At 66.5% G+C, this 22,853-nt stretch carries 22 protein-coding genes and 1 tRNA gene; 14 read left to right on the top strand and 9 right to left on the bottom strand.

The genetic code is table 11. From position 1 onward, the window contains the following. Positions 1-32 precede the first annotated feature (32 nt). From DFS13_RS33510 to DFS13_RS33485, 6 genes are all read left to right on the top strand, one after another. Complete coding sequence (locus tag DFS13_RS33510; RefSeq protein ID WP_006491277.1) at positions 33-881, top strand: ABC transporter permease; 849 nt, start codon at positions 33-35, stop codon at positions 879-881. Between the two features lie 87 nt (positions 882-968). Further along, positions 969-2,336, top strand: a complete 1,368-nt coding sequence (locus DFS13_RS33505) for a sensor histidine kinase (RefSeq protein ID WP_059721137.1) — start codon at positions 969-971, stop codon at positions 2,334-2,336. 13 nt (positions 2,337-2,349) lie between these two features. After that, positions 2,350-3,027, top strand: a complete 678-nt coding sequence (locus tag DFS13_RS33500) for a response regulator (protein ID WP_006491276.1) — start codon at positions 2,350-2,352, stop codon at positions 3,025-3,027. 282 nt (positions 3,028-3,309) lie between these two features. After that, positions 3,310-4,437 (top strand): porin, encoded by a 1,128-nt coding sequence (locus DFS13_RS33495; protein ID WP_012492982.1) that lies wholly within the window; start codon positions 3,310-3,312, stop codon positions 4,435-4,437. Between the two features lie 345 nt (positions 4,438-4,782). Continuing rightward, the gene (locus DFS13_RS33490) at positions 4,783-6,801 is read left to right on the top strand and encodes a site-specific DNA-methyltransferase (RefSeq protein WP_034178472.1); all 2,019 of its coding nucleotides are present in this window, start codon (positions 4,783-4,785) and stop codon (positions 6,799-6,801) included. After that, the gene (locus tag DFS13_RS33485; protein ID WP_034201179.1) at positions 6,801-9,833 is read left to right on the top strand and encodes a type III restriction-modification system endonuclease; all 3,033 of its coding nucleotides are present in this window, start codon (positions 6,801-6,803) and stop codon (positions 9,831-9,833) included. Before DFS13_RS33490 ends, DFS13_RS33485 begins: the two co-directional genes overlap by 1 nt. A 266-nt stretch (positions 9,834-10,099) precedes the next feature. On the opposite strand, the gene DFS13_RS33480 is transcribed toward DFS13_RS33485, so the two are convergent. From DFS13_RS33480 to egtB, 5 genes are all read right to left on the bottom strand, one after another. Then, on the bottom strand, positions 10,100-10,456 hold the full coding sequence (locus DFS13_RS33480) for a hypothetical protein (RefSeq protein ID WP_111442692.1): 357 nt from the start codon (positions 10,454-10,456) through the stop codon (positions 10,100-10,102). A gap of 187 nt (positions 10,457-10,643) precedes the next feature. Continuing rightward, entirely contained in the window at positions 10,644-10,898 is a 255-nt protein-coding gene (locus DFS13_RS33475) for a hypothetical protein (protein WP_111442691.1), read from the bottom strand. Between the two features lie 53 nt (positions 10,899-10,951). After that, positions 10,952-11,254: a hypothetical protein gene (locus DFS13_RS33470; RefSeq protein WP_006477218.1), complete on the bottom strand. Its 303-nt coding sequence runs from the start codon at positions 11,252-11,254 to the stop codon at positions 10,952-10,954. Between the two features lie 296 nt (positions 11,255-11,550). Then, a complete protein-coding gene (gene egtD, locus DFS13_RS33465) occupies positions 11,551-12,564 on the bottom strand; it encodes an L-histidine N(alpha)-methyltransferase (RefSeq protein WP_060213129.1) in 1,014 nt (337 codons plus the stop codon). Further along, on the bottom strand, positions 12,548-13,774 hold the full coding sequence (egtB, locus tag DFS13_RS33460; RefSeq protein ID WP_111442690.1) for an ergothioneine biosynthesis protein EgtB: 1,227 nt from the start codon (positions 13,772-13,774) through the stop codon (positions 12,548-12,550). The genes egtD and egtB overlap by 17 nt, the downstream gene beginning before the upstream one ends. 581 nt (positions 13,775-14,355) lie before the next feature. On the opposite strand from egtB, the gene DFS13_RS33450 reads away from it, so the two are divergent. Both DFS13_RS33450 and DFS13_RS33445 read left to right on the top strand, forming a co-directional pair. Continuing rightward, positions 14,356-14,832, top strand: coding sequence for a carboxymuconolactone decarboxylase family protein (locus DFS13_RS33450; protein ID WP_111442689.1), 477 nt, complete (start codon positions 14,356-14,358; stop codon positions 14,830-14,832). Next, the gene (locus DFS13_RS33445; RefSeq protein ID WP_111442688.1) at positions 14,832-15,713 is read left to right on the top strand and encodes a sigma-70 family RNA polymerase sigma factor; all 882 of its coding nucleotides are present in this window, start codon (positions 14,832-14,834) and stop codon (positions 15,711-15,713) included. The genes DFS13_RS33450 and DFS13_RS33445 overlap by 1 nt, the downstream gene beginning before the upstream one ends. Before the next feature lie 103 nt (positions 15,714-15,816). On the opposite strand, the gene DFS13_RS33440 is transcribed toward DFS13_RS33445, so the two are convergent. Then, positions 15,817-16,332, bottom strand: a complete 516-nt coding sequence (locus DFS13_RS33440) for a DUF2628 domain-containing protein (protein ID WP_006495416.1) — start codon at positions 16,330-16,332, stop codon at positions 15,817-15,819. A 340-nt stretch (positions 16,333-16,672) separates the two neighbouring features. Beyond that, positions 16,673-16,749 (bottom strand) — tRNA-Val (locus DFS13_RS33435). Between the two features lie 481 nt (positions 16,750-17,230). Here DFS13_RS33435 and DFS13_RS33430 point away from each other — a divergent pair. From DFS13_RS33430 to DFS13_RS33415, 4 genes are all read left to right on the top strand, one after another. Beyond that, the gene (locus DFS13_RS33430; RefSeq protein ID WP_241308565.1) at positions 17,231-17,599 is read left to right on the top strand and encodes a hypothetical protein; all 369 of its coding nucleotides are present in this window, start codon (positions 17,231-17,233) and stop codon (positions 17,597-17,599) included. Between the two features lie 31 nt (positions 17,600-17,630). Beyond that, positions 17,631-17,960 carry a hypothetical protein gene (locus DFS13_RS33425; RefSeq protein WP_012492979.1) on the top strand — a complete coding sequence of 110 codons (330 nt, stop codon included), beginning with the start codon at positions 17,631-17,633 and terminating at the stop codon, positions 17,958-17,960. Between the two features lie 18 nt (positions 17,961-17,978). Further along, positions 17,979-18,224, top strand: a complete 246-nt coding sequence (locus DFS13_RS33420) for an Imm74 family immunity protein (protein ID WP_006495418.1) — start codon at positions 17,979-17,981, stop codon at positions 18,222-18,224. A gap of 195 nt (positions 18,225-18,419) precedes the next feature. Next, the gene (locus DFS13_RS33415) at positions 18,420-18,737 is read left to right on the top strand and encodes a hypothetical protein (protein ID WP_111442686.1); all 318 of its coding nucleotides are present in this window, start codon (positions 18,420-18,422) and stop codon (positions 18,735-18,737) included. Positions 18,738-19,324: 587 nt separating this feature from the next. On the opposite strand, the gene DFS13_RS33405 is transcribed toward DFS13_RS33415, so the two are convergent. After that, on the bottom strand, positions 19,325-20,083 hold the full coding sequence (locus tag DFS13_RS33405; protein ID WP_006495421.1) for an anti-sigma factor: 759 nt from the start codon (positions 20,081-20,083) through the stop codon (positions 19,325-19,327). Further along, positions 20,080-20,601, bottom strand: coding sequence for a sigma-70 family RNA polymerase sigma factor (locus DFS13_RS33400; RefSeq protein ID WP_111442685.1), 522 nt, complete (start codon positions 20,599-20,601; stop codon positions 20,080-20,082). Before DFS13_RS33400 ends, DFS13_RS33405 begins: the two co-directional genes overlap by 4 nt. Before the next feature lie 158 nt (positions 20,602-20,759). Between DFS13_RS33400 and DFS13_RS33395 the strand changes: the two genes are divergently transcribed. Then, the gene (locus DFS13_RS33395; protein WP_034201190.1) at positions 20,760-21,848 is read left to right on the top strand and encodes a catalase family peroxidase; all 1,089 of its coding nucleotides are present in this window, start codon (positions 20,760-20,762) and stop codon (positions 21,846-21,848) included. Beyond that, entirely contained in the window at positions 21,845-22,378 is a 534-nt protein-coding gene (locus DFS13_RS33390; RefSeq protein WP_006487164.1) for a cytochrome b, read from the top strand. Before DFS13_RS33395 ends, DFS13_RS33390 begins: the two co-directional genes overlap by 4 nt. The last annotated feature ends 475 nt before the right edge of the window (positions 22,379-22,853 follow it).

Raw genomic sequence — 22,853 nt, 5'->3', positions numbered from 1 at the left:
CAAGAAACAGCAAGGACAGGAGCATGACCGACATGACGCTTCCCACCACCGCCCTTCCGGCGACTACGCTCGAGGACGACGAGCGCGCCGCGCAACGCCGGCTGCGCCGCCGGCGCACGCTGATCGTCACGCTGCGGATCGCCGTACTCGTGATCGTGCTGGGCGGGTGGGAACTCGCCGCCCGGCTGAAATGGATCGATCCGTTCTTCTTCTCGATGCCGTCGCTGATCTTCGCGCAGATCCAGGACTGGTTCGTGAACGGCACGTCGCAGGGTCCGCTGCTCACGCAGGTGTGGGTCACGCTCGAGGAAACCGCGATCGGCTTCCTGATCGGCTCGGTGGCCGGCGTGATCTGCGGGATCGTGCTCGGCCGCAACAAGCTGATGGCCGACGTGTTCGGCCTGTACATCCAGATCGCGAACTCGATTCCGCGCGTCGTGCTCGGCTCGGTGTTCGTGATCGCGCTCGGCCTCGGGATGGCGTCGAAGATCGCGCTGGCCGTCGTGATGGTGTTCTTCGTCGTGTTCGGCAACGCGTTCCAGGGCGTGCGCGAAGCGGATCGCTACCTGATCGCGAACGCGCAGATCCTCGGCGCGTCGCGCCGGCAGATCACCACGTCGGTCGTGATCCCGTCCGCGCTCTCCTGGATTCTCGCGAGCCTGCACGTGAGCTTCGGCTTCGCGCTGGTCGGTGCGGTAGTCGGCGAATTCCTGGGTTCCAAGCAAGGGATCGGGCTGTTAATCTCCACCGCCCAGGGCGCGTTCAACGCGAGCGGCGTGTTCGCGGCGATGATCGTGCTGGCCGTGGTCGCGCTGGCCGCCGACTACCTGCTGACGCGGATCGAGAAGCGGCTGCTGAAGTGGCGCCCCGCGGCGTTCTGAACGCCGCCCGCCGGCGCCTGACATGACACCCCGACCGCGCCGGCGACCCCGGCGCGGTTCGGCATTTCCGGGAAGGAGCGCAACAGGATGGCGCACAGCCTGCGCGGACGACTGCTGTGGTGGCTGCTGCTGCCGCTCGCGGTATTCGTGCTGATCGCCGGCGCGATGTCGTACGACACCGCGCGGACCACGGCCGCGCTCGTGCAGGACAGCGCGCTCGTCGCGTCCGCGCGCACGATCGGCGAGGACGTCGAATGGCGCAACGGCCGGCCGGCGGCCGACGTGCCGCCCGCCGCGCTGGAGATCTTCGAATCGCCGTCGGGCGACTCGGTGTTCTACAAGGTGATCGACGGCCACGAGCGCCTGCTCGCCGGCAATCCTGCGCTCGACCTGCCCGCGCGGCACGGCATCGAGCCGACGCTGTACGACACGTCGCTCGACGGCGTGCCGCTGCGCGCGGTGGCCTACGACCGCCAGCTGTACGACGAGGGGCAGGTCGAGACGGTCACCGTGGTCGTCGCGAAGACGACGCGTTCGTACGGCGCGATGGTCGCGACGATCTGGCGGCCGCAGCTCGTGCGCCTGTCGCTGATGCTGGTGCTCGCGGTGGTGCTCGTCTATCTCGGCCTCACCTTCGAGCTGCGCCCGCTGATGAAGCTGAAGGACGACGTGGCCGACCGCGGGCCGATGGAACTCGAGCCGATCCGCCCGGAGCGGCTGCAATACGAACTGCGGCCGATCGTCGACGCGATCAACCAGTGCATCGCGCGCCTGAACACGCACACGGCCACGCAGCGCCGCTTCATCGCGGATGCCGCGCACCAGCTGCGCACGCCGATCGCGGTGCTCGACACGCAGATCCAGTACGCGCAGCAGCGCGGCAACGACGATCGTGAACTCGCGTCGGTGCTCGACAGCATGCAGCGCAGCAGCCGCAAGATGGCCGACGTGACCGACAAGCTGCTGCTGCTCGCGCACGCGGAAGCGACGCCGTCGACGCTCCTGACCCAGCGCGTCGACCTGGCCGCGGTGGTGTCGAGCGTGCTGGAGGAGACGATCGTGCTCGCGCAGCGGCGCGACATCGACCTCGGCGCGGATCTCGGCGAGCGGCTCGACGTCGCGGGCAGCGACAGCCTGCTCACCGCGCTGGTGATGAACCTCGTCGACAACGCGGTGCGCTACACCCAGCCGGGCGGCTGCGTGACGGTCTGCGCGCGGCGCGACGGCGAGGCGATCGTGCTCGACGTGGTCGACGACGGCCCCGGCATCCCCGCCGAAGCGCGACCGCACGTATTCAAGCGGTTCTACCGCGTGTCGGCCGACACCGACGGCTCGGGCCTCGGGCTCGCCATCGTCCGCGAGATCGCGCAGGCGCACGGCGGCAGCGTGTCGCTCGCGCCGGGGCCCGGCAATCGCGGGATCGTCGTGACCGTGCGGTTGCCCGCTTTCGATTGAAGAGAACGCCGTCATGAAACTTTTGCTGGTCGAAGACAACGCCGAGCTCGCGCACTGGATCGTGAACCTGCTGCGCGGCGAGGATTTCGCGGTCGACTGCGTCGGCGACGGCGAACGGGCCGACACGGTGCTCAAGACCGAACGCTACGACGCGGTGCTGCTCGACATGCGCCTGCCCGGCATCAGCGGCAAGGAAGTGCTCGCGCGGCTGCGGCGCCGCAATGACAACGTGCCGGTGCTGATGCTGACCGCGCACGGTTCGGTCGACGACAAGGTCGACTGCTTCGGCGCGGGCGCCGATGATTACGTCGTGAAGCCGTTCGAGTCGCGCGAGCTGGTGGCGCGCATCCGTGCGCTGATCCGCCGGCAGGCCGGCGTCGGCACGACCCAGCTCGTGTGCGGCGACCTCGTCTATGCGTTCGGCACGCGCGAATTCCGCTGCGGCGACGCGGTGCTCGCGCTGCGCCGCCGCGAGCACGCGATCCTCGAAACGCTGATGCTGCAGCAGAACAAGACGGTGTCGAAGGCGCGGCTGATGGACAGCGTATTCGCGCTCGACGACGAGCCCAGCGCCGACGCGATCGACATCTACATCCACCGGCTGCGCAAGCATCTCGCCGGCAGCACGGCCGAGATCATCACGCTGCGCGGGCTCGGCTACATCCTGCGCATGAAGAGCGCGCACGATTGACGCGGCGCGCTTCCCGCCTTCCGCACATCAATTCGTAGCGCGAATCATCATCGAAGCCTGCCCGACGTCCGGCAGAACCGCTTCCGCACGCGTGCCCGATCCGTGATGGCTGCGCGTTCGGTGTTTTCACCGATCCGATTCTTTCCGCCGGGAAAGCGCCGTGAAGGATTGCCCCCTCTACGATGCTATGCGTCGGCCCGCTCGCTGTGGCCGGCAAGAGTCGGCATACATTACGTACTGCCAACGACCGGATTTCAATGCGGCAGCTCGGAGGAGACGATCTTGAAACGAAAAACCCTTGCCCTTTCCATCGCGGCGGCGGGCCTGTGCGCCGGCCATGCGCATGCGCAGTCGACCGTGCAGCTCTACGGCCTGATGGACCTGAGCTTTCCGACCTACCGGACCCATGCCGATGCGAACGGCAAGCACGTGATCGGGATGGGCAACGAAGGCGAACCGTGGTTCAGCGGCAGCCGCTGGGGCCTGAAAGGCGCTGAAGACATCGGCGGCGGCACGAAGATCATCTTCCGCCTGGAAAGCGAATTCGTGGTCGCGAACGGCCAGATGGAAGACGAAGGCCAGATCTTCGACCGCGACGCGTGGGTCGGCGTCGAGGACGAGCGCTTCGGCAAGCTGACGGCCGGCTTCCAGAACACGATCGCGCGCGATGCGGCGACGATCTACGGCGACGCGTACGGCTCCGCGAAGCTGTCGACCGAGGAGGGCGGCTGGACCAACTCGAACAACTTCAAGCAGATGATCTTCTACGCGGCCGGCCCGACCGGCACGCGCTACAACAACGGCGTCGCGTGGAAGAAGCTGTTCAGCAACGGCATCTTCGCGAGCGCCGGCTACCAGTTCAGCAACTCGACGTCGTTCGCGACCGGCTCCGCGTACCAGGCCGCGCTCGGCTACAACGGCGGGCCGTTCGCCGTGTCGGGCTTCTACAACCACGTGAACCACAACGGCTTCCGGAACCAGACGTTCTCGGTCGGCGGCAACTACACGTTCGACATCGTGCGCCTGAATGCCGGCTACTTCCGCTACAACGGCGACCAGGGCCCGCTCGGCCAGCGCCACGACGATTCGTGGACGGTGTCGATGAAGATCGCGCCGAAGGGCGCGCTCGACTACGAGCTCGGCTACCAGCAGATGCGCATCAAGAACGCCGCGAACAACGCGGACGGCTTCACGCCGAACGCCAACCTCGGCGCGTTCAGCCTGACCAACGGCGTCGCCAATGGCTTCAAGGAGACGATCTACGGGTCGGTGTTCTATCACCTGAGCAAGCGCACCGAGGTGTACCTGGCCGGCGACTACATGAAGCTGCACGGCGGCTACACGGTGTCGTCGACGTTCGGCGCGAAGAACCAGCTCGAACTGACGTCGGGCATCCGCACGCGCTTCTGACCCGAGGCGGTCATCCGGGCGGGGCCCGCCGGGCCCTGCCGCACCCTCCTTCCGGGATTCTCCATGCGGGCACGCCGGCGCTTGCGCCGACCGTGCCCTTTTTTCGTCCTGTTTCAGCCTTTGCGCGGCGCCGTCGCGCGCCCGCCGGCCGCCCCGTGCGACAACCGGCCCGAACCCGCTCGCGGCCCGTCCGGCGGGCGATCGCGGCCGATGCGCACGCGCCCGGCCCACATCGGCGCTTGACCTGCGCCGACCGACTCGCTAGCGTTTCGGGTTTGCCCGGGCGGCCGTTGCCGCCGGTGCCGTGAGCGCGCCCGACGTCCTGGCGCGCGCGGCCGGGTTCCGATGGAAAAGACGATGCAGAAACTCGATGCGGCCAGCCCGCAGGCGATGTCGACGGATTTCACCGCAGACAACGTCGCGCGCCTGAAGGCGCTGTTCCCCGAACTCGTGACCGAAGGCCCGCACGGCGCGTCGGTCGACGTCGACGTGCTGAAGGCGCTGGTCGGCGAGCGCACGGTCGGCGACGCCGACGAGCGCTACGGCTTCCACTGGCACGGCAAGCGCGCCGCGCGCCAGGCCGCGCTCACGCCGTCGACGGGCACGCTGCGGCCCTGCCCCGACGACAGCGTCGCGTGGGACGACACGCGCCATCTGGTGATCGAGGGCGACAACCTCGACGTGATGAAGCTGCTGCACAAGAGCTACGCCGGCAAGGTGAAGCTCGTCTACATCGATCCGCCGTACAACACCGGCAGCGATTTCGTCTATCCGGACGACTTCAGCGACAGCATCCGCCACTACCTGGCGATGACGGGCCAGACCGAAGCCGGCGTGAAGCGCAGCACCAACACCGAGGCGAACGGCCGGTTCCACACCGACTGGCTGAACATGATGTATCCGCGCCTGAAGCTCGCGCACGCGCTGCTGTCCGACGAAGGGCTGATCGCGGTGCACATCGACGAGCACGAAGTGCATGCGCTGGTGCTGATGCTGCGCGAGATCTTCGGCGAGGAAAACGAGCTCGGCGTGGCCGTGTGGGACAAGCGCAACCCGAAGGGCGACGCGCGCGGCGTCGCGTACCAGCACGAATCGCTGGTGCTGTTCGCGCGCAACGCCGAGACGCTGCTCGAACGGGCGCCGCTCAAGCGCCCGAAGCGCAACGCGCAACGCATGCTCGACGCCGCGCACGACGCGGTGTACCGCAGCGGCAACCCGAAGGACGCGCAGAAGGCGTACCGCGCGTGGATGAAGGCGCAGACCAACCTGTCCGGCGGCGAGGTGATGTACGACCGGCTGTCGGCGGAAGGCCGCGTGTACCGCCTCGTGTCGATGGCCTGGCCGAACAAGAAGAAGGCGCCCGAAGAATATTTCACGCCGCTGATCCACCCGGTCACCGGCAAGCCGTGCGCGATGCCGGCGCGCGGCTGGCGCAACCCGCCGGCGACGATGCAGGCGCTGCTCGAACGCGGCCAGATCGAATTCGGCCCGGATGAAACCACGCAGCCGCAGCGGATCTACTACCTCGACGAGAACATGTACGAGAACGTGCCGTCGGTGCTGCCGTTCGCCGGCTCCGACGACGCGCTGCTGAAGACGCTCGGCATTCCGTTCGACCTGCCGAAGCCGGTCGACTTCGCGGCGGCCGTGATCGGCTGGTGCACGCGCGGCGACGACATCGTGCTCGACTGCTTCGCCGGCTCCGGCTCGACCGGCCACGCAGTCATGCAGGTGAACGCGACCGACGGCGGCGCGCGCCGCTACATCCTCGTGCAGCTGCCCGAGGCGCTCGACCGCCGCGACAAGACGCAGACGGCCGCCGCCGATTTCTGCGCGAAGCTGAAAAAACCGCTGACGCTCGCCGAAATCACGAAGGAACGCCTGCGCCGCGCCGCGCAGCAGGTCGCGCGCGACTATCCGGAAAGCTATGGCGACCTCGGCTTTCGCGTGTACCGGCTCGACACGACCAACGTGATCGAGTGGGACCCGCGCCGCGACGACTTCGACCATGCGCTCTTCGCGTCCGTCGAACACGTGAAGACCGGCCGCACCGAGGACGACCTGCTCGCCGAGCTGACGCTCAAGCTCGGCCTCGATCTGTGCACGCCGGTCGAGCATCACCAGGTGGCCGGCAAGACGGTGCACCTGATCGGCCGCGCGATCGTCGCGTGCTTCGATGCGCGCCTGTCGCGCGACGACGCGGGCCCGCTCGCCGACGGCATCGTCGACCTGCTCGACGCCACCGGCGCGTCGCGCGACGTCACGTGCCTGTTCCGCGACAGCGGCTTCGTCGACGACGTCGCGAAGCTCAATCTCGCCGCGCTGCTCGAACAGCACGGCGTGAAGCGCGTGCGGAGCCTGTGATGCGGCTGCATTTCGAAGCGGATCTCGACTACCAGCGCGAGGCGATCGACGCCGTGTGCGACCTGTTTCGCGGCCAGGAATCGTATCGCGGCGACTTCAGCGTGCTCGCGAACGCCGCGCCCGGCACGACGGCCGCCGCGCAAGGCTCGCTCGGCTTCGCGGTGTCGGAGCAAGGCGTCGGCAACCGGCTGTCGCTGACCGAGGACGCACTCGCGCGCAATCTCGCCGACGTGCAGCTGCGCGGCGGGCTGCCGCCGTCCGGCCTGCCCGGCTCGCGCGACTTCACCGTCGAGATGGAGACCGGCACCGGCAAGACCTACGTGTATCTGCGCACGATCTTCGAGCTGAACCGCCGCTACGGCTTCACGAAATTCGTGATCGTCGTGCCGTCGATCGCGATCAAGGAAGGCGTGCACAAGACGCTCGCGATCACCGAGGATCACTTCCGCGCGCTGTACGCGGGCGTGCCGTACGACTACTTCCTGTACGACTCCGCGAAGCTCGGCCAGGTGCGCCACTTCGCGGCGAGCGCGGCGATCCAGATCATGGTGATGACGGTCGCCGCGATCAACAAGAAAGAGATCAACAACCTCTACAAGGACAGCGAGAAGACCGGCGGCGAGAAGCCGATCGACCTGATCCGCGCGACGCGACCGATCGTGATCGTCGACGAGCCGCAAAGCGTCGACGGCGGCCTCGAAGGGCGCGGGCGCGAAGCGCTCGCCGCGATGGCGCCGCTCTGCACGCTGCGCTATTCGGCCACCCACGTCGACCGTCACCACATGGTGTACCGGCTCGATGCGGTGGACGCGTACGAGCGCAAGCTCGTCAAGCAGATCGAGATCGCGTCGGCGATCGTCGAGGATGCGCACAACAAGCCGTACGTGCGGCTCGTCGGCGTGTCGAACCGGCGCGGCGCGATCAGCGCGCGCGTCGAACTCGACGTCGCGACGGCGGCCGGCGTGAAGCGCCAGATCGTGTCGGCCACCGACGGCGACGATCTCGAGCGCCTGACCAAGCGCGCGCTGTATGCGGGGCTGCGGATCGGCGAGGTGCATGCGGTCAAGGGCGCCGAATACGTCGAGCTGCGCCATCCGGAAGGCGAGGCGTTCCTGTCGCTCGGCGAGGCGTTCGGCGACATCGACACGCTCGCCGTGCAGCGCGAGATGATCCGCCGCACGATCCGCGAGCATCTCGACAAGGAGCTGCGTCTGGCCGAACGCGGCGTGAAGGTGCTGTCGCTGTTCTTCGTCGACTCGGTCGAGCGCTATCGCCGCTACGACGAGAACGGCATGCCCGTGAAGGGCGACTACGCGCTGATCTTCGAAGAGGAATATGCGCGCGCGGCCCGCGTACCGGCCTACCGTGCGCTGTTCGACGGCGTCGACATCGCCCTCGAGGTCGAGCGTGCGCACAACGGCTACTTCTCGATCGACCGCAAGGGCGGCTGGACCGACACGAGCGAAAGCAGCGCGGCGGCCCGCGAGAACGCGGAGCGCGCATACGGCCTGATCATGCGCGAGAAGGAAGCGCTGCTGTCGTTCGACACGCCGCTGAAGTTCATCTTCTCGCACTCGGCGCTGAAGGAAGGCTGGGACAACCCGAACGTGTTCCAGATCTGCACGCTGCGCGACATCCAGACCGAACGCGAGCGCCGCCAGACGCTCGGCCGCGGGCTGCGCCTCGCGGTCGACCAGGACGGCGAACGCGTGCGCGATCCGGGCGTCAACACGCTCACCGTGATCGCGACCGAGCGCTACGAGTCGTTCGCCGAAAACCTGCAGAAGGAAATCGAGGCCGATACGGGCATCCGCTTCGGGATCGTCGAGCAACACCAGTTCGCGGCGCTGCCCGTGCAGGAAGACGACGGCCCCGCGCATGCGCTCGGCATCGAGCTGTCGCGCGTGCTGTGGAACCATCTGCACGAGCAGGGCTACGTCGACGCGCAGGGCAAGGTGCTCGACCGGCTGAAGGATGCGCTGCGCCAGAGCGCGCTCGTGCTGCCGGACGCGTTCGAGCGGCTGCGCGCGCCGATCGTCGCGACGCTGCGCAAGCTGTCCGGCCGCTTCGCGGTGCGCAACGCCGACGAGCGCCGCGCGATCGCGTTGCGGCGCGATGCGTCGGGCAAGGCCGTCGTGTTCGGCGAGGATTTCCGCGCGCTGTGGGATCGCATTCGGCATCGCACCGTGTACCGCGTCGAGTTCGACAACGCGAAGCTGGTGCGCGACTGCACGGCCGCGTTGCGCGACGCGCCGGACATCGCACGGGCGCGGCTGCAGTGGCGCAAGGCCGAGATCGACATCGGCAAGGCCGGCATCGAGGCGATCGAGGTGGCCGGCGCCGGCACCGTGCTGCTCGACGAAGGCGAATTGCCGCTGCCCGACCTGCTCACCGAGCTGCAGGACCGCACGCAGCTCACGCGTCGCTCGCTCGCGACGATCCTCGCCGACAGCGGCCGGCTCGACGATTTCCGCGTGAATCCGCAGCAGTTCATCGCGGTCGCGGCCGATGCGATCAACCGCTGCAAGCGGCTCGCGCTCGTCGCGGGCATCGCGTACCGCAAGCTCGGCGAGCGCCACGTGCATGCGCTCGAATCGTTCGAGAGCGAGGCGCTGACCGGCTACCTGCGCAACCTGCGGCCGGACGCGCGCAAGTCGATCCACGAAGCGGTCGTATGCGAGACGGACGCGGAGCGCGCGTTCGCCGATGCGCTCGAAGCGCACGACGGCGTGAAGCTGTACGCGAAGCTGCCTGCATGGTTCCGCGTGCAGACGCCGCTCGGCAGCTATCACCCGGACTGGGCCGTGCTCGCGGAACAGGATGGCGGCGAGCGGCTGTACTTCGTCGTCGATACGCCGAATGCCGACGGCCACGTGCCGAGCGAGCACGAGCGCGCGAAGCTCGCGTGCGGCGAGGCTCATTTCCGCGCGCTGGTCGATGGCGACGACGCGGCGCGCTTCGTGCGCGTCGGGCGGGCGGATGCGTTGTTCGAATCGGCCTCCGGTGCGCCGCCGGCGGGCGGCGGGCGGTAAGACGAAGGGCGGCGACGAGCCGCCCTTTTTTATCGGCGTGGCTCGGCTTTTATCGATCGTCCGAGTGCCCGCGTGTCGCCTGTTGCTCCGGCCGGTTTTCATCCTGTCATTCGCGTGAAAGCAATCCGTATTCTCGCGGGCGGGCGCGGCGGTTACGGCTGGTTGCAAATCGGGTCGGCACGATGTTTCCGGTCGCCAGCCACGTTGCGTTTTCACCATGAAAAAAGGGCGCCGAAGCGCCCTTCTCCTGCATTCGCTGGCCGTGCTTACAGCGTGCGGCCGAATGCGTTGCGATGCGAATGATGCGTGGACATCGACGCATGGGCGGTATGGCCATGCGCGTGCGAGTGACCGCGGCCCGGCTGCGTGCCGGCGCGATCGGCGATCGTGTCGGAACGGTCGGCCGCGCGCGCGAGGCCCTTGTCGCGGTCCCCCACGTGCATGCCGTTCGAGTTGCTCAGCGCCTGGCCGCTCATGTGGCCGCCGGACATGCCGCCCGCATTGCCGCCCGAGCCGCCTGCGCCATGACCGCCGCCGTTGCCACCGGCCGCCGCGAAGGCGGACACCGAGCCGAGCGCGAGCAGCGCGGCCGTCAGGACGGACAGATATCGTTGCTGTTTCATCTGGTGCTCCCTGGAGCGCGTTTGTGTGACTGCATTTTATGAACGAGCGACATTCGCGCCACACGACGTTGTAAATGATCGTAACGACGCGTGCGGCGCGCATTCGTCGGATCAATTCGGTGCGCGCATGAGCGCCGGAACGAAGCACCGGAGCGACGCCACGGCATCGCCCCGGTAACGAGGTCGCTTACTGCACCGACTGCATGCCCTGCACGGCGGCCTTGTGCTGCGCGGCCTGCTCTTGCGCCTGCTTCTTCGCCATGTGATGGCCGACGATACAGCCGCCGACCGCGCCAACCACCGCGTGGTGTCCCGCGTAGTGGCCGGCCACCCCGCCGACCACCGCGCCCTTCATGCAGCCCGCTGCGTGCGCGCTGCCGATCGTTGCGAGCGCAACGATTGCGGTGGTTGCGTACCGTCCGATGTACCGGATGGGATTCATGTGATCACTCTCCTCAGGTCGTCGTGATCAGTGCACTCGTGAGCCGGTCGCGCTCAGTCCCAACGGCCGCGCCAGCCGCCACCGTCACGCCAGGCGCGCTCGCGCCACTCGTGCTCGCGCCATTCGCGGCGGCGCCACTCGTGTTCACGCCACTGACGCGCACGCCAGTCGTCATCGCGATAGCCGACCGGCGCGTACATCACCGGCGGCGGCGGCGCGACGTAGACCGGCGCCGGCGCCGTGTAGACGCCCGGCACGCCGATGCCGACCGACAGGTCGACGTGGGCCGATGCGACGCCCGAGGCTGCCAGCGCCGCTACACCGAGAACTGCACCGAGAATCAGTTTCTTGCTCATCTCGCGACTCCCTGCACGTGTCGTGCTTCATGTGAATACGGTTCGGAGTCTAGGCACCGGACGCTGACACAGGTGAAACGGGTATGCGAGACAGGTAACGGACGTTTACGGGTACCCGCAAAGCCTTGCGGGACAAGGAAGAGGCGGCGTTCCACACCCCGTTGCAACGATGCGTCGGGTCGGTAAAAAGGGGAATTTTCGGCACGAAACCGGGCAACGGGATCGAACCCGCCGGTGGGCATCGCGAGCGAACCGCCCTCACCTTCGCGGCGCGAGCGGTTCGCAGCAGCGCTGCGTTACGCGCGGATATCGTCGACGCTGCGCAGCCAGTGCACGCTGAACAGGTGGTCCGCGTCGGTCCACACGGTATCGGGCTCGAACCCGGCGCGGCGCGCCATCGCATGAAAGCCGTCGATCGTGAACTTGTGCGAATTCTCCGTATGGATGCGTTCGCCGGCTTCAAAGCGGAACGCATGGCCGCGCACGTGCACGGTCTGCGCGACATCGCTGACGAGATGCATCTCGATGCGCTGCCGCCCGCGATCGTAGAACGCGCAGTGCGAGAACGCGTCGACGTCGAAGTCCGCGCCGAGCTCCGCGTTCGCGCGCACCAGCAGGTTCAGGTTGAACTGCGCGGTCACGCCCTGCGCGTCGTTGTACGCGTGATGCAGCGTACGCTCGTCCTTCACGAGATCGGCGCCGACCAGCAGGCCGCCGCCGCGCAGCAGCCGCGCCGCGTCGCGCAGGAACGTGTCGGCCTCTTCCGGCGAGAAGTTGCCGATCGTCGAGCCGGGAAAGAAGCCGATGCGCCGCCGCGGCGTCTCGGTCAGCGCGGCCAGTTGCTCGGCCTTCGTGTAGTCGGCCGCGAGCGGCGCGACGTCGAGCCACGGATAGGCCGCCCGCAGCCGCGCGGCCGCGCCGTGCAGGTAATCGGCGGAGATGTCGACCGGCACGTAGCGCGCCGGCGCGTTCGCGTAATTGTTCGCGAACGCGTCGAGCAGCACGCGGATCTTCTCGAGCGAACCCGCGCCGAACTCGACGATGTCCGCATGCGGGCCGACGCGCTGCACGATCTCGGCCGCGCGATCGCGCAGGATGCCGAGCTCGGTACGCGTCGGGTAGTACTCGGGCAGTTCGCAGATGCGGTCGAACAGCGCGGAGCCGGCCGCATCGTAGAAGTATTTCGGCGGGATGCTGCGCGGCGTGCGCGATAGTCCGTCGATCAGGTCGCGCTCGAACGCGCTCGGCCGCGAATCGCGGGCGGGTTGCAGGCCACCGCTCGTGGCCGTCAGGTCAGACGTCTCGCGCAAGTCGCACTCCCGTGAATTGCCAGCGTGCCGCCGGCGGAAAGAAATTGCGGTACGTCGGCCGTTCATGCCCCGGCGGCGTCGCGATGCTGCTGCCGCGCAGGACCTGCTGGCCGACCATGAACTTGCCGTTGTATTCGGCCGCGACCCCGGCGAGCGGCCGAAAGCCCGGATACGGCTCGTAGGACGACCGCGTCCACTGCCACACGTGGCCGAGCATCTGCCGGATGCTGTCGGCCGCGAACGCGGTTTCCCATTCGAATTCGGTCGGCAGCCGCGCGCCGGCCCATTCCGCATACGCGGCCGCTTCGTAGAAGCTCACGTGGCACACCGGCGCGTCGGGTGCGAGCGGCTCGACGCCGTGCAGGCCGAAGGTCCGCCGCACGCGCGTGGCGGCCGCATCGTCGTCGTCCGGCATCCAGTACGCGGGCCCTTGCCATCCTTCCCGCTGCACCGTCGCCCAGCCGTCGGACAGCCAGAATTCGGGGCGCGTATAACCGCCATCGGCGACGAACGCCGCGAATTCCGCGTTCGTCACGAGGCGGTTGGCGATCTCGTACGGCCGCACGAGCGCGGTGTGACGCGGCCGTTCGTTGTCGAACGAGAACGCGTCGCCATCGTGGCCGATCTCGACCAGCCCGCCGGGCTGGTGCAGCCAGCGCAACGGGCCGGCGTCGCCCGCGGCGAGCGCGCATCCGGCTTCGTCGCCCGTGCGCGGCCGGAATGCCGGCCGCAACGGGTTGCACGAGAACGCATGGAGCATGTCGGTGACGATCAGCTCCTGATGCTGCTGCTCGTGATGCAGGCCGAGCACGAGTTCGGGCGCGATCGCGTCGAGCAGCGCCGCATCGGCACCGGCCAGCGCGCGCCGCATCGCATCGTCGACGTATTGCCGATATGCATGCACCTCGTCGAGCGACGGACGCGTGAGCAGCCCGCGCTGCGGCCGCGGATGGCGCGGGCCGAGCGCTTCGTAATAGGAATTGAAGAGGAACTGGAATGCGTCGTCGAACGGCGCGTAGCCGGGCACGCGGCGCATCAGCACGACGGTTTCGAAGAACCAGGTCGTATGCGCGAGGTGCCATTTCGTCGGACTCGCGTCCGGCATCGACTGCACGGCCTGGTCTTCGGCGGACAGCGTCGCGGTCAGCGCGACGCTATGGGCGCGCACGTCCTGGTAACGGCGCTGAAGCTGGGATGCAAGAAGGCTCATCGGTTTACCGTCCACGTCGCGATTCGCTGCGTTGCGTTGCCGGAAAAGGGAAAGCCTTGCGCTCGAATGCGCGCGGCTGACGTGCGACCTGCTGCTGCGTCGTCGGGCAGCCGGCGCGCGCGCCGGGCCGCGGATGCGGCGTCACTTCATCTGCCCGTGCAGAACAGTATGGTCCAGAAATGTGAACGTCGCGAATCGGATTTCGGGTGAAACGAACAAGAAAGAAAAATGAAAGCATTCGTGATGTCGGCATCGCATGTGCAACGGACCGTCGGCGCCGGTCGCGGCGGGGCTCGGCCGGCGGACGCAATACCCATGCCCGCGGCTGCGCACTCCTGACGTCCAATGACAACCGCACGGCGGGAGTGAAAGGTCGATGGCGCGCGTTCGTCGGAAGCGTCGCGTCATGCGGACGCTTCGGCGGTCGATATCGCGTCCTTCGACGCCCTGCTCAAAGGCTCATCGGCCCTTCGCTTGCCGCTGCTCGCTTCGGCGGTCCAAAAAATTTTTTGCATCGATGTCACACACGCGGGGCGCTCGCTCGTCATATCAGCGGAACCCACACGAAAGGAGAAGGAACCATGACTGCGAAACTCAATCCGTTTGCCGCCGCCCCCGCGCTGATGAAGAGCTGGATGACCGTGTCGGTCGCCGCGGCCGGGAGCCTCGAGCCGACGCTGATCGAGCTGGTCAAGATCCGTGCATCGCAGATCAACGCGTGCGCGAACTGCCTTAACATGCACACCGTCGAGGCGCGTGAGCAAGGCGAGACCGAGCAGCGCATCTACCTGCTGTCCGCGTGGCGCGAAGCGCCCTGCTACACCGACCGCGAGCGCGCGGCGCTCGGCTGGACCGACGCGCTCACGCGGCTGTCGGAGGGCCATACGGCGCACGAAGCGGCCTACGCGGCGCTGAACGACCATTTCAGCGAGGAAGAACAGGTGAAACTCACGGTGATGATCAACGTGATCAACGGCTGGAACCGGCTCGCCGTCGGCTTCGGGTTGTGGGTCGACCCGGCCGACGCGAAAGCCGCCGCCGCGAAGATGGTGGCCTGATGCCAAGCCTCGACCCGGCCAGCGGCCGCGCCGAACAACAGACCGACGCGGCGGCGAGCTTCGATCCGCTGCGTCGCACGCTGATCCGCGTCGCGTACCGGATGCTCGGCTCCGTCGCGGATGCCGAGGACATGGTGCAGGAGGCGTTCATCCGCTGGATGGACGTCGACCGCACCGAGGTGCGCGTGCCCGAGGCGTTCCTGCGCCGCATGGTGATGCGCATGTGCCTCGACCAGCTGAAGTCCGCGCGACACCAGCGCGAGACCTATATCGGCCCGTGGCTGCCCGAGCCGGTCGTCGAGGAAGACGAACCGGACGACGTCACGCTGCCGCTGCTGCTCGCGCTCGAACGGCTCTCGCCGCTCGAACGCGCGGCGTTTCTGCTGCACGACGTGTTCGGCCTCGAATTCGACGAAGTGGCCACGACGATCCAGCGCGACCCGACCGCGTGCCGGCAGCTCGCCGCGCGGGCCCGCACGCACGTGCGCGACGCGCGGCCGCGTTTTCATGTCGAGAAGCAGCGCGGGATCGAACTGGCCGAAGCGTTCTTCGCGGCGTCACGCAGCGGCGACATGCGTGCGCTCGGCGCGATGCTCGCCGAGGACGTGAGCCTGCATTCCGACGGCGGCGGCAAGCGCGCGGCGGCCGGCAAGCCGGTGTTCGGCTTCGAGCGCGTGATGCGGGTGCATGCGTATCTGGCCGAGCTGTTCGCGACGCATGCGTCGGCGCTCGTGCGGGCCGGGTTCATCAACGGGCTGCCGGGCTTCGTCACGCGGGAAGCCGACGGCGAGCTGCAAACGACTGCGCTGGAGATCGACGACGGCAAGATCGTCGCGATCTATGTCGTGCGGAATCCTGACAAATTGAAGCATCTGCACTGAAGGCGGCGCGCGCATGCGCCGTGTGCGATGTGCCATATGAACGCATGGCGCCAGCGCCGCCCTCTTCTTTCTGCCCTGCGTTGCCGGTTGCCGGCTACCGCGATCAGTACATCGCGCCTCCGGCGTTGCCCATCATGAACAGCAGTACGCCGAGCAGCGGCGTCGCGACGGCGAAACCGGCCGCCGCCAGCCAGTTGGTGCCGCCTTGCGCCTCGAGCAGCGCGAGAAACGATTCGCGGGACGTCGCGTTCGGGCGCAGTTTTTCGATCCTGCGTTCGACGTGCCGCTTGTAGAGGCCGTTCCCGTACCAGCCGAGCGACACCGCGATCGCGATCGTGGCCGGGTCGAGCACGCTCGATTCGAAGTATCCCGGGAAATACAGCAATTCGACCAGCGTGATGCCGAGCGTGACGGCGAGCACGGTGGCCGCCTGCCAGTACATGCAGCGGTACGCCAACCAGACCGGGCCGAGAAAGCACGCGGCCCAGTTCCACGACTGCCGGCTTTTGCGCGAGTCGGCGATCGCCCATTTTCGTTCGAACCAGGCGGCGTTCTTGCCGACGTAAGCGACGATTTCGTCGTTGCTCGCAGGCGATGCAGCGGTCGAGACCTCGGACATGATCGTGTGCTCTCAGTCGCGCGGAACGCGCGTCGTTGTTCTGATGCGGTGGAAATCGGGTGACGGGCGAAGTCGCCGCGTCGATGCGTCGATGCGTCGATGCGTCGATGCGTCGATGCGCAGACGATTCTACGCGCCGTGCAGCGGCCGTTGTGTGGCAGATCGGGATGTCGAAGAGAGCACGCGATGCCGCGGTTCCGGCAACGCATCGGGGCTTCGCGCGTCGTTTCGGACCGGAAAAGAAAAACGCCACGCGAAGTTGCCGCGTGGCGTTTGTATGTTTGGCGAGCCGCGTTGCCTGTAGGCAAGTTGTGCTGCCGGACCCCTTCATTTTGTTCGTTGGTAGGCTCGATTGGATTCGAACCAACGACCCCCACCATGTCAAGGTGGTGCTCTAACCAACTGAGCTACGAGCCTAAGAAGCCGCGAATTATAGAGAGGGTTTCGGGGTAGCACAAGCCCCTTCGTGAAAATTTTTTTGAATCGACGTGTGCGGTGGGCTGACGATCGATGTTGCCTCGCGAGGCCGCGAGCGTGAGCTTCACCTGTTCGCATCACAGCAAAACGCGTCGATGTGATGCGGTGTTATCCACATTGCCCTCTGGATAACCGTCCGGGAAGTCTCTGGATTCACAGTGGAACGATTGAGGATATGTCGGCGAGTCTGTGAATCGACGAAAAGTTGTTCTGTGCTGCCGCGCGCTGTTCACGTCGCGCACCCAGGGTTATGCATTTCGCTTCGCGTTGAAAATTCAGTGCGTTACGGAGGTTATCCACTGTGGGGCACAGCGTTTGTTAACTATCACTACGTATATATACGAACCCTGTTAACACCTTTGGATAAGCACAGTCCGGCGACTGTGCTCCGCTCAGGACATGCACTGCGTGCAGCGGCTGGATGAACGAAGCGGAACGCTGTGAAGTGCTCGAGCGATACGTGAGCCGTCATGTCTGTAGAATCGCCAGCATCCAGGATGCAAAGGCCCGGCGAACGGGCTCACGGCAAATGACCGATGCTTCATCGCCCCGTCTCCAGGCACTCGATATCGATACGGTCGTACGCAGGATGCAGCACCATCCAGGCGACATCGTGTTCGAGCAACGCGTGTCGATACCGGAAGCCGAGGTCCTGTGTTGCCGCTACGAGGGCGAGCGATTCAACGTGAAGTTCGATCTCGACTACGGCATGTTTGTCGAGCGTGTTGGCATGCTGTCCGCCGAGGACGTCGCGAAGATCGTTGGATGGCTCACGAAGGAGGCAGCGTGATCACGGCAGACGATACGGGGCGAAGCGATCGATGAAGGCACCTGTCAATGAGATGCTGGTGACGGATATCGCAGGCCGCGTTGCGGTCGTCGTGACCGAGCTGACAGCTGCCGCCGATGTGCTGAAGCAGTTGGGCTTCGCTCGACAATCCGATCGCTGGGAACGCGCGATCGCAGATGACCATGACCGCCAGGCGCTCGTAGCCGCGCTCATCGATCTCGATGCGCTGTTCTCCGCGGGCCGTGACTGGAGCCCGCAGGCACTCGTCGAGTATTACCGGGAGATCGGTGTCGTTCGAAGTGGTTACCGTTCGGTTGCATGGCGCGGGCCGTCGCAATACGTGGTCGAACGACATGACTGAATCACGAGAGGCAACGCGATGACGTACACGGTCCCGATGGTGTCGCGCGGCGAAATCGTGCTGTCCGACGGAAACCGTACCGTGCGGGTGCCTGGCGAGGCATTGTCGTCCGGCGTGGACAACGGTCCCGCATTCGTCGTCTATGTCGATTCGATGAAGTACGTCGAGCCCCAAGGCGATGGCGAGACGATCGATAACGCCACGCGCGAGGCCGTGATCTCGGCGATCACCGACTATTTTTTTGTCGCGACGTACAACGGTTGATTTCGAATCCTGAGCCAGTCACGAAACCGAGGAAAGAGCAGGGTGATGCGAGCGGCGCTTGCAAAGGGAGCAGGTAACGGGACCGATCATGTGCCGTCCGCACGGACACGATAACGGGATCACGATATCCGCGGGCATTGCCGCGCGCATCCGGCAGCGCGGGCAGTTTTTGCCCGGTGATATTCGCAGAACACGATGAGCACGTTGAATTTCGGCACGGTCGACCAGTGTTCGGTCACGCTCAACACAGCGACGCTGCTGGGCCTGAAGGCTACCTACGAAGACTTTGCGGCGACCGGGCAGGATCTGCATAACTTCGAGATCTGCATCACGGATAAAAGGGCATCCACGGCGGACCCCGTGCCAGATGACGATGTCGTCACCATCACGTTCGTGGCAAAGCTGATTCCGGGTATGCGCGGACTGGGCAATGCAAACTGGCTCGGGAAGTCGAGCCACTACGTCATCGCGCCGGAAACCGGCGAGAATGTCGGGAGAGTCGGGGCGAAGTGACCCGAAGCGCGAGCGGCAGTGTGTGGATAACCGGCGCACGATCCAGTTGAAACCCTGTGCATCCGAGCGGTGAGCGTCCTGGTTTCGATGGGCTCGTCGGCCTGAATGCATTGCCCGGCAAGGCTTTGCCGACCATGAAAGAGGGCAGCGAACGAATCGCCGGCGACGTCCGGATGTCGAATGCCGTGTGGATATCGTTGACTCGAAGCCACTCGAAACCGGCTGCATTCAACGGGTGAGCGTAGTCGAACCCGGCGAAGACGATCGGTCAATTACCCGGGTTGTGGATATCGATGCCCAAAACAACGAAAAACGCTGTGCATGCCAAAGGTGAGCGAACCCATCGAAGTCAGCACGCAGCACCATCAGGAGAGGTGTGGATATCCCGTTCCGCGGCGACTCGAAACCCTGTGATTTTAAAGGTGAGGGTGCCAGCGAGGTTTCGGTGTGGACAGCAGTTCGAGCAAGTCAGTCGAAACGCTGTGCATTCGAGTGGTGAGCACACACCGGTGCAAGCCGGCCAAGCCGCGCCAAAAAAGGCGCTGGCGGCCATTACCGACCGCCAGCCGGACGCGCATCCTGTCGCTTCAAGTCTGCTGATCGAGCGCCTGCACGACCGCCTTTTCCCCGAGACTCCCGGCCGGCCCGACCACCGCATAGTTGAGCCCGTTCACGGATCCATACCGCGCCAGCAGCGCGCCATCCACGCGTTGTCCAGCGGTTAGCAGCCGATGTTCCGATTCCGCGGGCCGGAGATAGAAGCTCAGCGTCCGCCCCGCGTCATCCTGATAGAGCACCATCGCGGCGGTGGCCCCGCTGTCCGTCGTGAACAACCGCCCGCCGACCGGCCTGAATCCCGCCGCGCTCAAATCTGGCAGCTTCGCCGACGCCCCCACGCGCCGGGTGAGCCAGCCCTGCAAATCACCCGCACCGGTCGGCCGGTAATCGACCTTGGCCGTTCGATCGACCACCATCATCTGATAAGCCTTGACCGCATCGCTCATCGGCGCGATGGGTGGCGGCGCGTTCCACCCGCGCGCCTGCCATCCGCCGAACGTCCCGAGCCCGACGCAGAACACGAACGAAGCCGCCATCGCGAACCGCATCCGCGAGCGTTCGGCTCGCCGGCCGCGAATCGCCGCCGGATCGAGCGCGGGATTATCGGCCGGCATCCGCACGCTCTCCAGCGCGGCCCGCAACCGCTGCGCGTCCTGCTGCCATTGCTTCACCTGTTCCGCACGCGCCGGATGCAGCGCGAGATAGCGCTCGACCGCGGCACGCGCATCGTCGTCGAGCTGGCCGTCGACATAGGCCTGAAGGTCGTGTTCGTTCGGAGGCGTGTTCATTTCTTCATCAGCCGCAAGGAAGGAGCAGGAAGTTCGCCGTCGCTGAGCTGGCGCAGCGCCTGGCGCGCGCGGGAGAGCCGCGACATCACCGTGCCGATCGGCACCTCGAGCAGGTCGGCGGCTTCCTGATAGGTGAAGCCCTCGACCGCGATGAGCAGCAGCAGGCTGCGCTGCTCGTCCGAGAGCCGGCCGAACGCTTCGAGCGTCGCGCGCGCCGCGAATTCGCGTTCGGCGGACGGCCAGTGCGCTTCGTCGTCGTCGCGGATGCGGCCGAGCAGCCAGTTGTAGCGCTTCGCGCTGCGTTTGCCGTCGAGAAACTGCCGGTACAGGATCGTGAAGAGCCAGCTGCGCAGCGATGCATCGTCGCGACGGCTCGTCCAGCGCGACAGCGCGCGCTCGAGCGTCGACTGGACGAGATCGTCGGCAGCGTGGACGTCGCGCGCCAGCCAGAGCGCGAAGCGCCGCAGCCGGGGGATGAGTTCGCGCAATGCTTCGTCGTCGAGGGCGTTGGAGGGCATGGCCGGGCCGGTTGCCGAAAGGGTCGTGGATGCCGCGTAGGACGCCGGCCGGCATCGGTTATTCCCTCCAGCATACGAAAAAATTCTTCGTGGAATAAAGCGGCGCGGGCGGCGTCCTACGCGCGTTCGACAATGATCTGACGATCGGGAGTGCATTGATGAAGCAATCTTCCTCTTCTTCGCCGCAGCGCGAGCCCGGGCGCGGGTGGTGGCGCTGGGCCGTGATCGGCGGCGCGGTGGCCGGCGTGGCCGCGGCGTTCGGCTATGCCGGCGGGTGGCTCGCGCCGGCGCGTCTGACCCCGCACCGGCTCGTCGACGCGCTGCAGACCAACAGCGGCATCCATCCCGGCTACCGGCGCAATCACGCGAAGGGCGTGTGCGTGACCGGCTACTTCGAAGGCAACGGCGCCGCGAGCGCGTATTCGGTCGCGCCGTTCTTCAAGGCGGTGCGCACGCCGGTGGTCGGGCGCTTCGCGTTGCCGGGCGGAAATCCGTACGCGCCGGACAGCAGCGTGCCGATCCGAAGCCTCGCATTGAAGCTCACCGCGCCGGACGGCGAGCAATGGCGGACCGGGATGAACGCGATGCCGGTGTTTCCGGTCGCGACGCCGCAGGCGTTCTACGAGCAGACGCTCGCGACCCGCCCCGATCCGAAGACGGGCAAGCCCGATCCGGCGAAGGTGAAGGCATTCTTCGGCGCGCATCCGGAAGCGGGCGCGTTCCTGCAATGGGTGAAGGGTGCGAAGCCGAGCGCGAGTTACGTCACCGAAAGCTATTACGGGCTGAACGCGTTCTACTTCGTCGACGCGGTCGGCAAGCGCCAGGCGGTCCGGTGGCGCGTCGTGCCGGAGCAGACGGCCGGCGCCGGCGACGTCGCGACGGCCGCGGATCCGAACGTGCTGCAACAGGACGTGACGCAGCGCATCGCGGCCGGTGCGCAGAAGTGGAAGCTGCTGGTCACGCTGGCGGAGCCCGGCGACCCGGTGGACGACGCGACGAAGGTCTGGCCCGCGCAGCGCACGACGATCGACGCGGGCACGCTCGTGCTCGACCGCGTGGAGGCGCAGGACAGCGGCCCGTGCCGCGACGTGAATTACGACCCGACGGTGCTGCCGCAGGGGATCCAGGTGTCGGGCGATCCGCTGCTGGCGGCGCGCTCGGCCGCGTACGCGGATTCGTATCTGCGGCGCACGAGTGAGGAGGCCGGCGTGGCGGGCGCGGCGCGACTGAGTGGGGAGGGACGATGATGAAGGCTTCGACGACGTTTAGTGTGCCGGCGCGAGTGCTGCATTGGGTGATGGCCGCGATGGTTCTCGCGATGCTGTTCATCGGGGTGGGGATGGTGGCGTCCGTTTCCGAACGGCACGCGATCCTGGTGGCGATTCACAAGCCGCTCGGTGTGGCGGTACTGGTGCTGGTGTGTGTGCGGATCGTGGTGCGGATGCTGTCGAAGCCGCCGGCGTTGCCCGACGATCTGCCGTGGTGGCAGAAGGTGGCCGCGCACGGGTCGCATCTCGTGCTGTACGCGCTGATGGTGGCGATGCCGCTGATCGGCTGGGCGATGCTGTCGGCGGGCGGGTATCCGGTGACGCTGGGCGGCGGCGTGCAACTGCCGGCGCTGGTGTCGGCCGATCCGGTGACGTTCGCGTGGCTCCGGGTCGCGCATCGCGTGCTGGCCTATCTGTTCTTCCTGACGTTCCTCGCGCACTTTGCCGCGGCGCTGTATCACGGGCTGATTCGGCGGGATGGCGTGGTGAGGGCGATGGTGGGGCGGTAATCGACGGAAGGTTGGGTGCGATACGGCGGGGCTGTTCAAGGGCGACCGAGGCTGGGCCTGCCGTGCCGCCTATATATGGGCACTGGGAAGGCTCATCGGTCCCCGCCATAGCACGTCAAAAATATTTCACAAAAGGGGTTGCGGAGACCGGGGCGGATGCATAGAATCACGCCTCTTTCGCGCTAACGGAAACGCAGCGCGGGGGAAGAAGAGGGAAGCGGCGCTGTAGAAGTCGGTTTTATCGATTCCAGTGCACGTGAAATTAAACCGCAGTCGTCGCAGCGAAGTAGTTAAAAAAGTTGTTGACGAGTCTCAAAAAACGGTTGATAATCTCGCTTCTCTGCTGCTGAAAACGCAGCGCTGCTGAGGGGTTCAAGATTCCTCGCAGACATGCTCTTTAAAAATTAACAGCCGATAAGTGTGGGCGCTTGATGGCAGCGAGCTGATCCTCGGATCAGATAGCAAAAGTATCAAG

This window comes from Burkholderia sp. 28_3 (assembly GCF_003253915.1).
In the GTDB taxonomy this organism is placed as follows: Bacteria; Pseudomonadota; Gammaproteobacteria; order Burkholderiales; family Burkholderiaceae; genus Burkholderia; species Burkholderia cenocepacia.
The sequence above is the reverse complement of the archived record's forward strand: the minus strand, read 5'-3'. Positions and strand labels throughout refer to the sequence as shown.

Coding starts and splice junctions, on each gene's coding strand:
- egtB (WP_111442690.1), bottom strand. CDS start 13,774: ATGAGCCTTCTTGCATCCCAGCTTCAGCGCCGTTACCAGGACGTGCGC.
- DFS13_RS33475 (WP_111442691.1), bottom strand. CDS start 10,898: ATGAATCCCATCCGGTACATCGGACGGTACGCAACCACCGCAATCGTT.
- DFS13_RS33485 (WP_034201179.1), top strand. CDS start 6,801: ATGCGGCTGCATTTCGAAGCGGATCTCGACTACCAGCGCGAGGCGATC.
- DFS13_RS33440 (WP_006495416.1), bottom strand. CDS start 16,332: ATGTCCGAGGTCTCGACCGCTGCATCGCCTGCGAGCAACGACGAAATC.
- DFS13_RS33405 (WP_006495421.1), bottom strand. CDS start 20,083: ATGAACACGCCTCCGAACGAACACGACCTTCAGGCCTATGTCGACGGC.
- DFS13_RS33500 (WP_006491276.1), top strand. CDS start 2,350: ATGAAACTTTTGCTGGTCGAAGACAACGCCGAGCTCGCGCACTGGATC.
- DFS13_RS33510 (WP_006491277.1), top strand. CDS start 33: ATGACGCTTCCCACCACCGCCCTTCCGGCGACTACGCTCGAGGACGAC.
- DFS13_RS33415 (WP_111442686.1), top strand. CDS start 18,420: ATGAGCACGTTGAATTTCGGCACGGTCGACCAGTGTTCGGTCACGCTC.
- DFS13_RS33450 (WP_111442689.1), top strand. CDS start 14,356: ATGACTGCGAAACTCAATCCGTTTGCCGCCGCCCCCGCGCTGATGAAG.
- DFS13_RS33490 (WP_034178472.1), top strand. CDS start 4,783: ATGGAAAAGACGATGCAGAAACTCGATGCGGCCAGCCCGCAGGCGATG.
- DFS13_RS33400 (WP_111442685.1), bottom strand. CDS start 20,601: ATGCCCTCCAACGCCCTCGACGACGAAGCATTGCGCGAACTCATCCCC.
- DFS13_RS33480 (WP_111442692.1), bottom strand. CDS start 10,456: ATGAAACAGCAACGATATCTGTCCGTCCTGACGGCCGCGCTGCTCGCG.
- DFS13_RS33425 (WP_012492979.1), top strand. CDS start 17,631: ATGAAGGCACCTGTCAATGAGATGCTGGTGACGGATATCGCAGGCCGC.
- DFS13_RS33505 (WP_059721137.1), top strand. CDS start 969: ATGGCGCACAGCCTGCGCGGACGACTGCTGTGGTGGCTGCTGCTGCCG.
- DFS13_RS33395 (WP_034201190.1), top strand. CDS start 20,760: ATGAAGCAATCTTCCTCTTCTTCGCCGCAGCGCGAGCCCGGGCGCGGG.
- DFS13_RS33445 (WP_111442688.1), top strand. CDS start 14,832: ATGCCAAGCCTCGACCCGGCCAGCGGCCGCGCCGAACAACAGACCGAC.
- DFS13_RS33420 (WP_006495418.1), top strand. CDS start 17,979: ATGACGTACACGGTCCCGATGGTGTCGCGCGGCGAAATCGTGCTGTCC.
- DFS13_RS33430 (WP_241308565.1), top strand. CDS start 17,231: ATGAACGAAGCGGAACGCTGTGAAGTGCTCGAGCGATACGTGAGCCGT.
- DFS13_RS33390 (WP_006487164.1), top strand. CDS start 21,845: ATGATGAAGGCTTCGACGACGTTTAGTGTGCCGGCGCGAGTGCTGCAT.
- DFS13_RS33470 (WP_006477218.1), bottom strand. CDS start 11,254: ATGAGCAAGAAACTGATTCTCGGTGCAGTTCTCGGTGTAGCGGCGCTG.